At 60.7% G+C, this 13,496-nt stretch carries 11 protein-coding genes; 6 read left to right on the plus strand and 5 right to left on the minus strand.

Annotated features, from left to right (window positions below):
* Positions 1-24: 24 nt before the first annotated feature.
* On the minus strand, positions 25-462 hold the full coding sequence (locus AC52Q4_RS05985) for a hypothetical protein (protein ID WP_495535893.1): 438 nt from the start codon (positions 460-462) through the stop codon (positions 25-27).
* 1,016 nt (positions 463-1,478) lie between these two features.
* Between AC52Q4_RS05985 and AC52Q4_RS05990 the strand changes: the two genes are divergently transcribed.
* From AC52Q4_RS05990 to AC52Q4_RS06005, 4 genes are all read left to right on the plus strand, one after another.
* On the plus strand, positions 1,479-2,087 hold the full coding sequence (locus AC52Q4_RS05990) for a class I SAM-dependent methyltransferase (RefSeq protein WP_495535894.1): 609 nt from the start codon (positions 1,479-1,481) through the stop codon (positions 2,085-2,087).
* 287 nt (positions 2,088-2,374) lie between these two features.
* On the plus strand, positions 2,375-3,427 hold the full coding sequence (locus AC52Q4_RS05995; RefSeq protein ID WP_495535895.1) for a glycosyltransferase family 4 protein: 1,053 nt from the start codon (positions 2,375-2,377) through the stop codon (positions 3,425-3,427).
* A gap of 8 nt (positions 3,428-3,435) precedes the next feature.
* Entirely contained in the window at positions 3,436-5,607 is a 2,172-nt protein-coding gene (locus tag AC52Q4_RS06000; RefSeq protein ID WP_495535896.1) for an amylo-alpha-1,6-glucosidase, read from the plus strand.
* A 415-nt stretch (positions 5,608-6,022) separates the two neighbouring features.
* A complete protein-coding gene (locus AC52Q4_RS06005) occupies positions 6,023-6,520 on the plus strand; it encodes a TspO/MBR family protein (RefSeq protein ID WP_495535897.1) in 498 nt (165 codons plus the stop codon).
* Positions 6,521-6,584: 64 nt separating this feature from the next.
* On the opposite strand, the gene AC52Q4_RS06010 is transcribed toward AC52Q4_RS06005, so the two are convergent.
* Both AC52Q4_RS06010 and AC52Q4_RS06015 read right to left on the minus strand, forming a co-directional pair.
* The gene (locus tag AC52Q4_RS06010; protein WP_495535898.1) at positions 6,585-7,415 is read right to left on the minus strand and encodes a hypothetical protein; all 831 of its coding nucleotides are present in this window, start codon (positions 7,413-7,415) and stop codon (positions 6,585-6,587) included.
* Between the two features lie 210 nt (positions 7,416-7,625).
* Positions 7,626-8,126, minus strand: a complete 501-nt coding sequence (locus AC52Q4_RS06015; RefSeq protein WP_495535899.1) for a CBS domain-containing protein — start codon at positions 8,124-8,126, stop codon at positions 7,626-7,628.
* 305 nt (positions 8,127-8,431) lie between these two features.
* On the opposite strand from AC52Q4_RS06015, the gene AC52Q4_RS06020 reads away from it, so the two are divergent.
* Positions 8,432-8,839, plus strand: coding sequence for a GFA family protein (locus AC52Q4_RS06020; protein ID WP_495535900.1), 408 nt, complete (start codon positions 8,432-8,434; stop codon positions 8,837-8,839).
* A gap of 264 nt (positions 8,840-9,103) precedes the next feature.
* Positions 9,104-9,844, plus strand: a complete 741-nt coding sequence (locus AC52Q4_RS06025; protein ID WP_495535901.1) for an exosortase, PEP-CTERM interaction domain protein — start codon at positions 9,104-9,106, stop codon at positions 9,842-9,844.
* 33 nt (positions 9,845-9,877) lie between these two features.
* Here AC52Q4_RS06025 and AC52Q4_RS06030 read toward each other — a convergent pair whose 3' ends face one another.
* Positions 9,878-10,795, minus strand: coding sequence for a DUF3943 domain-containing protein (locus AC52Q4_RS06030; protein ID WP_495535902.1), 918 nt, complete (start codon positions 10,793-10,795; stop codon positions 9,878-9,880).
* Positions 10,796-11,168: 373 nt separating this feature from the next.
* On the minus strand, positions 11,169-13,496 hold a 2,328-nt coding region (locus AC52Q4_RS06035), incomplete at its 5' end, for a putative bifunctional diguanylate cyclase/phosphodiesterase (protein ID WP_495535903.1).

A 13,496-nucleotide genomic window follows, 5' to 3' on the forward strand; every position in this document is an offset into this window, starting at 1 on the left:
CGCTTAACCAGCGTTTCTTCCATATCAGTTGGGTGGGCTGACGGAGACAATCGCCTCGACCCCGATTGCCTTGGACAATACTGGATTTGTATTTTGAATATTGACGCTCCCTCCGGCGATGATCTCACCATCGCCGGAGGAGTCGGTCGAAACTGTCGCATCCGTGTCCGAGCCGCAGCAGGCCGTTGCCGTGCCGCCGGCGAGGCCTATATCGGCGACCGGCGTGCTTTTGGTGAAAGTCCGCGTTCGAGTTGCGGCGTAGCCGGACTCGCCGGATGAGGTGGCCAGAGACTCGGCCGAGACAGTTACCCCCCCGGCACTGACCGTGTCCATCTGGAAGCTGCTCAGCCTCTCCGGGCCTGCGCCAGCGGCAATTTCGGGTATCACTAGCATCACGGCGACGGCAGTGGCAGGTGCGCTCGCGGCAAGGCGCGGCAAAAGTCGAACGATAATCGTCATCATGGTGTTTACCTCGCAAAACCCGCCGGAATCGATGACTGAATTTCGCGCCCAGTCGCTACCGCCTGCGCGCAGTCAATCCCACTTCCCCGATGTTCTAGACGTTGAAAGAATCTGCAGGCCGCCACAGACTTGGACGTCGCTTAACCAGCGGCCCCAGTTGGAGCTGCCTAGATATTGCCCTTGAAAATTTAGCCATCTGCGATCGAATTTTATATGCGCCTTTCGGAGGAAGCGGTGTACATCCCAAGTGGGTAAGCCCGCAGTGAAACCACTGCGTGTGCTTGGCAGTTTGGCGTAAGCGGTGGCTTGATCGTATTCAGGCGCTATAGTTTTCGTTGTCCTGTTGGTGCAGCGCGGCCTTTAGGAAGCACGGCGTCAATATTGGATGCCTGGAGGGCTTTCTGAGGTAGAGCTGGCCACGGCTCCGTCCTCTACGCGGATGGAATCAATGACCACTGGGGTGAATCGCCACGGTATTTTTCGCGCTTCAGAGCAGAACCTTCTCATGCCCGCGCTGTCTAATGCTTCGCTGACGCGCCGCGTAACAAGCAACTCAACGGCGAACAGACCACATTTCCCGGACGGGATTAACAGGGATTCATTCAAATTCTCCTGCGAGGCTGTCCGTGGATGCAATCAATAAGGACTCTCACATGCCAGGACGGCCACCGAGCACTTTGGGCGGACCAGCGCTGCATCGGACGGATCGCGGCGCCAACCGCTTGAGAGTGTCTGCCCCTCCTCCCCGGCTCGTGATTCCGCGGCTTTGCGGCGTACGCTTCGTGAGAAGAGCCGCGCACCCCTTGAGCCTCTGAAGGTAATTACAATGAGTCAGTTGCGAAGCATCGTGAAAGCATTCGTGCCCCCCCCGGACCCGGCGTTTCATCCGCAGCGCGCAACGAGACTTCACGCCCCGGCGTCTGCTCCGCGCCGCGCACCGGGCTTTCGTTTTCCGCCGGGCAATGCGGAAGTTCCTGCAAGCGCCTGAAACTTACACCCAGCCGGGCGAGCCCGTGGTGGCTGACCTGATCTACGGGTGGGGAAACGAGGGCTGGAGCGCGCTGGATGAATACTTGGCGGGCTGCATGGCGCATGCGCTGAAAGCAAACGGGCCGATCCTGGAATGCGGCTCCGGCTTGTCCACGATCCTCGTCGGCGCAATCGCAAAAAGGCGCGGTCTCAGTCATTGGGCGCTCGAGCACACGCCCGAGTGGGCCGCCAGAGTGCGGCGTTACATCAAGCGCTACAAGATTGACTCGGTAGCCCTGTGCTTACACTTCCTCAAGGACTATGGCGCCTTTTGCTGGTACGACGTCCCATTGGGATCGATGCCAGAGCGTTTTTCATTCGTCATCTGTGACGGCCCGCCCGGCTCGACCAAGGGCGGCAGGTATGGGCTGGCTCCCGTCATGAAAGAACGGCTTGAACCGGGATGCGTCATACTGCTCGACGACACGAGTCGGCAGGGCGAGCACGCAATCGCAGTGCGTTGGGGTAGGGAACTCGGCGCTCGCGTCGATATGCTCGGCACCGATAAGCCTTACTGCAAGCTCACGGTAAGCAGCATTCGACATCACGGGGTCCAGGAAGGCGCCGATGAGTATTTGCCAAGGCGTCTTGGGTAGCTCACGAATTGCATCGGGCCGATGGGGCGTCGCCAATCGGTGCGCTTAATACGTGGTGGCCGACGCGCGACCCGCTGCCGTCCCACATAACCCCGCCTGTCGCGCGGGAACTATAAAAAACGGGAGGGCGCTCGATCCAGTGAAATGCGTTGCCCCAGAGAAAACGTGCGGAACAATCCGGGGGGGGCGGAAGGTTTTGAAATCAATCTTCGTCACTCCTTCGATCGACTGGATTCATGCTCGCAACAAGGGTTTGTTTCCTCACCTACCGTAGCAGGGATAAATAGATGAAAGTCGCACAGATCGCGCCTCTTTATGAAAGCGTGCCACCGAAATACTATGGAGGAACGGAACGGATCGTATCCTATCTTACTGAGGAGCTCGTGCGTTTGGGGCACGATGTCACTCTTTTCGCCAGCGGCGATTCAACGACCACGGCAACGCTCTATCCGGTGGTCGATCAGGCATTGCGGCTCAACCAGCACTGCCAGGACCCCTTGGCACATCATGTTGTCATGCTGGGCAAGCTGGCCAAGCTTGCGGCCGATTTCGACATCGTGCATTTCCATATCGATTATCTGCAGTTTCCGCTAATCCGTATGTTGGACGCTCCCAGCGTAACGACGATGCACGGGCGGTTGGACATTTCGGATCTCGCTGCGGTGTTCCGCTTTTTCACGGACCTTCCGATCACGTCCATTTCAAACGATCAGCGCGCGCCGCTGCCTTTTGCGAACTGGCAAGCCACTGTATACCACGGCCTGCCGAGCAACCTGTACACCTACTATCCGCGATCCTCTGGTTATCTTGCTTTCCTAGGCCGTATCTCGCCCGAAAAACGCGTTGACAGAGCAATTGAAATCGCCGTTCGCGCCGGCATGGAACTGCGTATCGCAGCGAAAATAGACAAAGTGGACCAGGATTACTTCGATGAGAAAATCGAGCCTCTTCTCCGCCATCCGCTGGTTCACTTCGTCGGAGAGATTGGGGAAAAAGAAAAGAACGATTTTCTCGGTGGTGCCGACGCATTGCTATTTCCGATCGATTGGCCAGAGCCCTTTGGCCTGGTTATGATCGAGGCGATGGCTTGCGGGACTCCGGTCATTGCCTATCGCAGAGGCTCCGTCCCCGAAATTGTAAGAGACGGTGAAACCGGATTCATCGTGGATGACCTCAACCAGGCGACCACCGCCGTGCAACGGATAGACCAAATCAGCCGAAGGCGTTGTCGTGACGAGTTCGAAGAACGGTTCTCCGCCAACCGCATGGCTGACAAGTACGTGGAGGTATACCAAGCGCTCATTGAGGAACCAACCTTCCAACCGAGACTGGTAGGCTGAAAGATGCTATGGCAACCAACGATGTCTTGTTGATCAATGATCAATGGTATGTGCTCACCACCTCCGCTCGGATCGATGACCGCACGCGCGTACTCAAACATGGCGAAACCTTCGCTGTATTCGACCAGCACGGCGATATCCAACATCTCGGCATGGAGGAGCAGGGACTTTACCACGAAGGCACACGGTTTCTGTCCTACCTCGAATTCAAAGTGAACGAGCTGCGTCCCCTCCTGCTCAACTCGACAGTCAGGGAAGACAACACGCTTTTGACTGTTGACCTCACCACGCCGGATCTTTACGAGAAGAACCGGCTCACCACGCACAAGGGAATCGTTCACATATGCAGGAAGAAAATACTTTGGGAGGGCGTGTATTACGAGTCCATTCGACTTTTCAATTATGGAATAGCGCCAGTTGATTTGCGGCTCGGCTTTGAATTTGCGGCGGATTACGCGGATATTTTCGAGGTGCGGGGTGCAAAGCGCCAGCAGCGTGGAAGAATGCTCGCCGTGCAAAATGAAGAAAAAGCAGTGATCCTCGGCTATAAGGGTTTGGACGACAAATTTCGCCGCACGCGCATCGCATTCAGTCAATCGCCAAGCAAGCAACACGAGGACGCGGCGCACTTTGCGATCACATTGCCCGCCCAGACGGAGAAATCGTTCACCGTGGCGGTCGGCTGTGAAATAGAAAACAGGAAAAGAACGATGCTCTCCTACGATGCGGCGCTCTCTAGATGTGACGAGACAGTCGCTGCTCGCCATGCCGACGTAGGGCACATCTTCGGTAGCAATGAGCAGTTCAATGATTGGATAAACCGCTCGGCCGCGGATTTGCGGATGCTGACGACCAGGACCCCGTATGGCGATTATCCTTATGCGGGCGTGCCTTGGTTCAGCACGCCCTTTGGACGCGATGGAATCATCACCGCGCTCCAGTGTTTGTGGCTCAACCCGCACCTTGCTCGCGGCGTATTGAGCTTTTTGGCGGCGACGCAGGCGACAGAGGAGAACCCTGCCCAGGATGCCGAGCCCGGGAAAATTCTTCATGAGGCCAGGGACGGTGAAATGGCGGCTTTGCACGAGGTGCCGTTTTGGCGCTATTACGGCAGTGTGGACGCCACACCGCTTTTCATCGTTCTGGCGGGCGCTTATTTCCGACGGACCGGGGACCGCTCATTCTTGGAGGCGATCTGGCCGAATATTGAAGCGGCCCTCGGGTGGATCGAGCGCTACGGCGATATCGACGGCGATGGGTTCGTGGAGTACGCCCGGCACAGCCACAATGGGCTGGTCAACCAGGGATGGAAAGATTCGGAGGATTCGGTTTTTCATCGCGATGGACGTCCTGCGCAAGGCCCGATCGCCTTGTGCGAAGTGCAGGGATACGTTTACGGAGCGAAAAAAACAGCGGCCAAACTGGCCGCTGTTCTGGGGCAAAAAGATCGCTCTATAGCGCTACGGCGCGAAGCAGACGCGCTCAAGGAAAAATTCAATCGCGCATTTTGGTGCGAGGAAATCGCAACCTTCGCGATGGCCTTGGACGGTAAAAAACGCCCCTGCCGCGTCGTCTCCTCCAACGCGGGGCACGCACTTTTCAGCGGTATCGCCCGTCCTGACTACGCCCGCCGCGTGGCGGAGACTTTACTGAGCGAGGCGAGTTTCAGCGGCTGGGGCGTTCGCACCCTGGCCGCGACGGAGTGCCGGTTCAACCCGATGTCCTACCACAACGGCTCGATCTGGCCCCACGACAACGCAATCGTCGCAATGGGACTCGCCCGCTATGGCTTCAAGGCGCAGGCCTTGCGGATCCTGACCGGTCTGTTCGATGCCAGCATCACGTTGGATCTGCACCGGTTACCCGAGCTGTTCTGCGGTTTCGACCGCCTGTCCGGCCAAGGCCCAACGCTTTATCCCGTTGCCTGCCTGCCGCAGGCATGGGCGAGCGGCACCGTCTTCCACCTCCTGCAGGCCTGCCTCGGTTTGGGCCTTTCCGAGGAGAAGCCGCAACTGCGATTTCATCATCCGCGACTGCCCGATTACCTGCACCGTCTTGAAATCACCAATCTGCGCTTTGGAGAGGCGGTGATCGATCTTGTTCTCAGGCGCCATCTGCATGATGTGGGGGTCAATGTAGAGCGAAAAGAGGGCGATATCGAGGTCGCGGTATTCGTCTGAACGTAGGGGATCGCCGGTGGGCGATCCTTTAAGCTTTGTAATCCCCAGGCCGCCCGCTCCCTGACGGATCGCGCGCATGCCGGCATCGCGCGGATCGTCATTGTCGTTCACCCTTGAGGTGTCCGCCGCTCGGGGTCGGGTGAAAACCAGCATTGCACGGGACCACCCCGTTGCCGCCGCACCATCCGCGGCGAAGCACGCGCGGCCTGCGATGGTCGGCGCGCCGCTGGCGTTGGAACCAGGGCCGGTCGGCTTTTCGAGACGCCCCATGGAGCTTTCGCAGGGATGCGATCGCTCTTTCGTGCTTCATGGAAGCCTTATTACGGCAAGTTCTCCGGTCTCCGCCCCCCAATCCGGCTGACGCCATCAAAAATCGCTTGTCAACATGTAGAGGAAGGAGCGAGGGCAGTCTGCGATGTCCCCATATTCGCTAAAAAAGCAGGCCATCGGCCTGGCCGGCTGGCTTCTGGTCAGCTTCATCACCGCCGCCATCGGCGGCGCGGCGTCTGTTCAGGCGAGTTCGTTTTACACGCAACTGGCCCGTCCGGATTGGGCGCCGCCGCCTTGGGCCTTCGGGCCGGTCTGGGCAGTGCTTTATGCGCTCATGGGCGTCTCCGCATGGCTCGTATGGCGCGTTGGCGCCTCACGCGCCTCGCGCACCGCACTTGCTTTGTTCCTCGTGCAGCTTGCGCCGAATGCGGTGTGGAGCTACCTATTTTTTGTCTGGCAGCAGGGCGCTTGGGCGTTCGCGGATATTCTGTTTCTGTGCTTGCTTGTCGTTGCAACGCTTGTATCGTTCTACCGCGTAAGCCTTGTGGCCGGGTCGCTGCTTATTCCCTACCTACTGTGGGTCAGCTTGGCGGCCGCGCTCAATTATTCGGTGTGGCAGCTCAACCCGAAGCTATTGGGCTAGGCGGGCTATCGCTTGTGCACGTACCGTGAGGTGCCCGCGGCTTGAAGCCCCGCCGTTGCCAGTCTTACCACTGAACGCGCCGGTTGCGCGTCCCACGGCCCGGCTGCGGTTCGACGAGGACTTGGCGGCGGGGGCGCGTGGGACTCGTCAGTTTCGGGTATGCCTCCCCGTCGTGGGGGGGTTGGGCGGGCTGGGTCAGGAGAAAGACCAGGCCGCCTATGAACCCGGTCACGGCCACCTCCACCCCCTCCTCAGGCTTCGAGGCCAAAGCGGTGGCGGTGCCGGCGATGACGTTGAGCGCGGCATTGCCGACATGCTCGAACATTCCCCAGCGCCTTTCGGCGCGTTTGGCGTTGTGCCGCAGCTGTCGCTCGGCGGCGCGAAGCTTGGCCAGCTTTTGCGCACGGGTGCGTTCGGGCATGGCAGTGATCGCGCTCGCGCCTAATCGCGCCTGCAGCGGAGTCGCAAGCATATATCCCAGACCGATACCCGAGGTCACCGCCTTGACGATGTTCTTGACCCGGTCGCCGTCGTTGTCGGTCAATACCGCAGCGGCGCCGAGCCCGACCATGCTGCCGCCATTGATGGTCAGCCAGCTGTACCACCATACCCGCGCGTGTGTTTTGGGGCCATCGAGGCGATCCTCGAGAAAACGCAGACGCTGCTCGATGGCGGCATCTGAGAGAGCGGCATCAGACGGAGCCGCTTCGGCCCGGCCGGGCATGGCGACGCACAAGGCAAGTAGCACGATAAACGCGGGATTGGAAAGCCTTCCCAGCAGGGTGATCTTTTCTGCCCGGCCGTTGCGGTTGCGCCCCGCCAGCACCCGAGCGTCCGGATCGCATTGCCGCGCGAGCGACTGCCATGGCGAGTCCGATGGCTGAGGATTACACATCGATTGAATGGGGCAGAGCCTCCCTTTTACCGCGAGCCGCCCGGCTGCTTGGAGTCGGCGCAATCCGCCCGCCGCGCCGGCGGCGACCGTGGTCGGCCGGCGTGGCACTGGCGCGGATTCCGCGCGGTATCAACGCGCGGCAGGTTGTGCCGCCTCGTGCGCGTTCATCCGGCAATACGTTTCATCGGCACATGAGGTAAACAGGCGCGTTCAGCTTGTGACGTACTGAGTGAGTTGGCGGATGAGCTCTTCTTTTTCCTTGAGCAACAACAACAGCAAATCGCGCAGTGAGATGATGCCGACGAAGGCATCGCCTTCGAAGACAAGCAGATGCCGACATCGATTCTGCTTCATGAGCTCAATGCAGTGCTCCACTTCCTCGTCGGGCCTGACCCGCACGATGTCGGTGCGCATCGCGTCCTTGATCCTGACCTCGGCCGGGTCGAGGTGCTTTGTGACCAGCCGGTGGATCAGGTCGCGTTCGGTGAAAAGACCGATGACCTGGGAAGCGCGGGTTACCACCACGGAGCCGATGTGCTTGTTCGACATGAGCACGGCGGCGTCGTAAGCGGATTTGTTTTCATCCAGCAACACCACGAGGCGCTCGACTTTTTCGCTGATCATCGTCATGGCGAGACCCCCTTTGCCGGGACCGTGAAGCGACGGACCGGTATCGTGAGCAACCGCGGCGGCGGCTGCCGGCTGATTCAATTGATCTCTCTGTAAGCATATAACCTGAATGCGCTTTTGTTTCGAGCGTATCGCAAATCGGAAAACGATGAACAAAAGGACAAACGGCCTGCTGCACGGTTCCGTTGCGTCAGGGAAGGGCGCGTCCCGCTCCCCGGCACCGGAGCGTCGTCAACGGTGCGGGCGGCGACGGAAGAACATGCGCTGCCGGTAAAAAGGCGTATAAAAGGCCCGAGAGGCCGATGCGTGCGACGCGTCGTCTTTTTCGTCTGGCCAGGCGATCGCGTGGGCAACGCTGCGCCAGCGTAATACGCCGGAGGAGTGATATGGCGATAACGGGCAGCTGTCTGTGTGGGGCAATAGGCTACGAGATCATGGGATCATTCGAAGCCATCGGCCATTGTCATTGTTCGATGTGCCGAAAGTCGCAGGGGGCCGCATTTGCGACCTGGGGGATGATCAAGCCGGAGCGCTTCCGATGGACCTCGGGGGTGGAGCTTGTCGAGGCCTACGCATCTTCCCCCGCAAGGGCGAGGTGCTTTTGCAGAAGGTGCGGCTCTCCGCTGGTGAGCACCCATTGCGGTAAAGTCACGGAAGTGGTGCTGGGCTCGGTCGACGGTGATCCGGGCGCGCGCCCGCGCGAGCATATTTTCGTTCGCTCCAAGGCAAGGTGGTTCGAGATCGCCGATGCGCTTCCGCAGTTCGAGGAATGGCCACCCAGTTTCGGGCCGTGATGGCGGCGCCTAGCCCGGGCGAATAAGATGAAAGGCAGAGGCTCCCGCCAACGCCTGGCAGGGTGACGCCAGGAACAGACCCGGCGGTCGGCATGAGCAGGCCGGGATCGCGCCGGCCTCGCCGTCTTGCGTACTGCCGCCACGGTCGACCGTCTCGGCAGAGGAAAACCATGGTCTCTGCCTTAGCCTCGCTGTTAGGGTAACGAGACCCGTCCCGCAACGTCACCATCGAGTCACAAGGCCCTGCCGCTCGGGAGAATTCGCATGCGCCTTCCTCGTCTTAGCTTGCTTGTTGCCCTGGCAATCGGCTTCGCCCACGCGGGCTCGGTGAGCGCCGTAGCGATCGAACCGACGGATCTCGACACACTGACGCTGGGGGCCGCGATTGTCGGTCCGGTGGGCCCGAGCGTGGATACGAGCCTGGTAACCGCCACCGGTGACTCCCTCGGCGATCTCTCCAGTCGCGTGAACTGCCCCGCAGGGGTCTCGCCGTGCGTTCCGCCGGATAATCCGTCCGATACGATCTATACGTACGTCCATACGGTAATCCCCGGTGTCGACAACCCGAACGATCCGCCGTTTCCGCGCCCCGCCACGGTGCTCTCGCCGTTGGGCGTCAAGCAGTTCCGCCTGGCCGTTGCACCGCAAGGTTTCACCGGCGTGGCCGGTGTGAGCTTTACGCAGGCTGGCGCGGCGCTGAAATCCGGAGCCGGCGCCGTGCACATCGAGTTCGCGGACAACGGCTTGATCTGGACGCTGCCCGCGAGCGAGGGGTGGGATATCGGGGAACCATTGACTTTCTTCTGGCAAACGAGGCGTCCGCCGTCCGGGCCGGGCGGTGACTATCGCCTTGCAGCCGCCGACCTGACGGCCTCGGGAGAGGGGCCGCGGCCGAGCGGCGACTCCGCCGAGATAGGCGAGCCCGCCCCTAGCGCGCTGTTGCTCCTCGGGCTCGTCCTCCTTGCGGCACTGGGCTGGCGCGAGCGTCGCGGGCGACGGGATTGAGGCATGCCATCCGTTATTGTTCGGGGCGAGCCGTTAAAAGCCCCAGGTCAATCGCAGGGTCGTTTGCGTGTGTCCTGTAGGGTCACGGTTCACGCCGATGTCGAAGTACTGCAAAGTGGTATAAATGGGATCGACCCACCAATGATATTTCGGATCCAATCGGTTTTTCAGGTAGTAACGTCCTTCCCCGATTATCCAGCCAAGTCCGGTCGTCAGGATGAGGTCTTGTGTGCTCGGCCGTTGCGTCCACGACTCGAATAAGTACTCCCAGGTGGCCGAGGCGCCGAGGCAGAAGGTGATACTCCCCGGAATGCCTAAGTGAGCTTCGCGGGCACGCAGATAGGTCTCCGAGCCCCACAACGGATGGAGTACGAAGTTGAACAGCGCCGAGTCATCTTCAAAATGCGGCGTCGACGTGGAGAATTTGCGGAAGTTATCCAGGCTTGGCTCGTCTTTGAGTATGCCACCGGCAACGAACCCGCCGAAGCCGATCGCCATAAAGCTCAGGCTGTATACGACCGGCCTTACGAAGTTGATCTCATTAGAGCTTGCCGGCTCGGTTGTTGGTGCTCCTGCCGCCCTCGGCAAGCCGGCGCTTGCCTGACGGGGTGCAGGCCGGACGTCGCCATTGGCGACGCCGATTGATTTCCACGGCCTGAGCCCGATGGGGTTGTGTGATTCGTTGCGTGCGCTCGCGGGGGTCGCGCTTGAGCTGGCATTTTCATTCGCGTCGGCCGCGTTTTCGCCGAGGTTCAAACGCTTGCCGAGCACGCGGGGGGGAGCGAGGATAAGGCGCCCCAGCGGTGCCGTGCGCCAGGAAGCGGGCGCCGATGCCGAGCGAGCGGCATATTCTAGGTGGGCGATGCGAGCGAAATCGTCGGCACTCGCGGTCGTATTCATGCTAAGCAGCGCGCCCGCTATCGCCAGGGTGGTCGGGAGTCTCGTGATCATCCTTCGTTCTTTGCAGAATCGTTCAGCGAGCGCTCCGCTGTCAGTCAGTGAGCGAGGGCGAGGGCCGTTTTGCGCGGTGGCGCTTTTTACGGGTCGAATGCGGCGCCGATGTCGGGAGCGCATGCTCGATGCCGGCGGCCCGATCCCGCAGCGCCTCGCTGTCTGCAAGATGAACCCTTACTGGAAGGCACACGCTGCGATCGAATTCCGATATCCGAGCGCTCGTGCTGATCCGAGGCGAGACGCATCCAAGTGCATCACATACCGTTGACAAATGGCGATGCCTCCCGCCAGCCGCCTTTCCCTGCCACGGGCGATCGGCCGGCAGCGCGAGCCAGCGCAACGGCATTGTGCCGCGCAGCGCGCTAAACGATCAGCAGCGAGTGGCGACGTTCAACTGAGCGGTTGGCTTCCCTGAGCCCGGCGTTGCAGCAAACGCGAGCTCTCCCGTGCCACTGGCAGGGGGGGCGAGCTTCTCGTCGGGGCGTATCTCATTGGGCGTGCGCCAGGTGTGGACAAGCTGCATGAACTCCTCGGCCGGCCGCGGCCGACTGAACAAATAGCCTTGCATGAAACCACAGCCGTGGCGGAGCAGAAACGCCGCCTGATGGGGTGTCTCGACGCCTTCGGCGACCACCTCGAGGTTCAGTTGGGAGGCGAGGAGCAGGATCGATCTGAGCAAAGCGGTCTTGGTCGCATCCTCCTCGATGGCCATGACGAAGCTCCGGTCGACCTTGAGCTTGTCGAGCGGGAAGCGCTGCAGGTAGCTAAGCGAAGCATACCCGGTGCCGAAATCATCGACCGCGATGCGCACGCCCAGATCCCGCAGCCGCTTCAGCCCATCGACAACCCCCTGGTCCGTGCCCACCATGCGGGTCTCGGTCATTTCGATCTCCAGGCGCTCAGGCGGCAGCCCACTCGTCTCCAGAACATCTTCAATCATCTGCGCGAAGCGTGTGCCGCCTGCCATCGCGAGCGATGCGCCGGAGAGATTCACCGCGACCCTCGGCGCAGCGAAAGGCCCTTGCCACTCCAAGGCGTGTTCGCAGGCCTTTCTGAGCACCCAGTCGTCGAGGGTCGTTATCAGCTCGCTCTGCTCTGCCACCGGGATAAATTCATTGGGTGGACGCAATCCCTGCTGGGGGTCGTTCCACCGCACCAACGCCTCGGCACTGGCGATCCTCCCGGTCTTCGTGCTGATGATGGGCTGGAAATACAGGCACATTTCGTCGGTTTCGATAGCCCGCGCAATTTTGCTGCTGAGCATCAGCGAGTGCAGCGCCGCGGTATTCGCTTCGGCATTGTAGAAGTGGACGCTTTCAGCACGGGCCTCTGCCGCCTGATCGACCGCTGCGGCGGCACGATCCATGAGTGCATCGATACCGGCGGCGTCATTGGGGTAGAGGCTGACGCCGAGCCACAGGACAGGCTGCAGCCGGCGGCTTCCGATTACGATGGGTTCGCTGAGGATCTTGTGAAGCCGATTGAACTCGCTCGTCATCTTGCCGACCGATTCGGGTCGCTCGAAGAGGATCGCGAATTCGTAGCCTTGCAGCCGCGCCACGGTCACTTTCTCGTGAGCGGCCGAGTGGGCGAACGACTGCAGGCGAGAGGCGATCACGTGAAGCATCGCATCGCTCAAGTGCGCGGAAGAATGATCCGCCAGATGCCGGAAATGCTCCAGACGAATACCGCAAAGAGCGAACCCCTCCCCCTGGGATGAGAGTTCGAGCGCCTGGCCGAGCTTGTCACGCAAATGGCGGCGGTTCGGGAGCCCAGTGACCTGATCGAAATACACCAGATCGCGGATTCTGTCCGTGGCCTCGCGGTAGCGGGTGACGTCCTGAAGCACCAACACCGTCAGCGGCGCACCGCCATAGGCATCGCGCATCGTGTTGACGGTGATGTTGACCACGCGTCGTTCGCCCGTGGACAGCGGCAACTCGATCTCGGCCTGTTGCGGATCCGACGATGTGTTTCCCGCGGGGCCTGGGGATGCATGCGTCATCGGCAGCACCTTGTCGACGGTCATGCCCAGGAGCTCATTGCGCTCGACACCGAGCAGGTGTTCGGCGCGGCTGTTCGCCACCGCGATAGCGCCTAAATCGTCGAGTACCAGCACGCCGTCGGAGAGGGTTTTGAGCACGTGGTCGGCCGCCGCTCGCGATGTCACGGCAACGATGCGGTAGCGCCAGGCCGCATAACCGATGGTGACCACCATGAAGGCCACCATGACATAGCCGAAGGGATAAACGTCGATACCCCAGCTCGGCAGAAAATCGAGGGCAGCGGTAAAAGAGACCCCAAAGCCGAGCAGCAGAATTTTCGCCCGGTGCCGGCGTGAGCTGCCGCGGGGTGAGAGGCGCCAGGTGCGTAAGCATTCGATGAACAGGAAGACCAGGACGCTGCACAAATAGCCGGCAAGGAGTGTGCCGCCGATGAGGTAATCCGCATAATAGCCCCACCAATACAGGTGCGGGCGTCCCATATAGGTATCGGTGGCCAGCAGGATATATAGAAAACTCAGTGAGGCTGCCCAGATCCAGGGGGAGAGACGGCTGCGCCAGCCGGCCAGCCCAAGCAGCCGGCGGAGAAGCTCGTAGAGTGTCGGCGTGATGAAGACGACGCCAACCTGGCTTAGCGTGATCCATTGCAGCGCAGTGGCGGGGGTAAACGTACAATAGGTGATGGCAAACCCCAG

Source organism: Nitrococcus sp. (genome assembly GCF_059432795.1).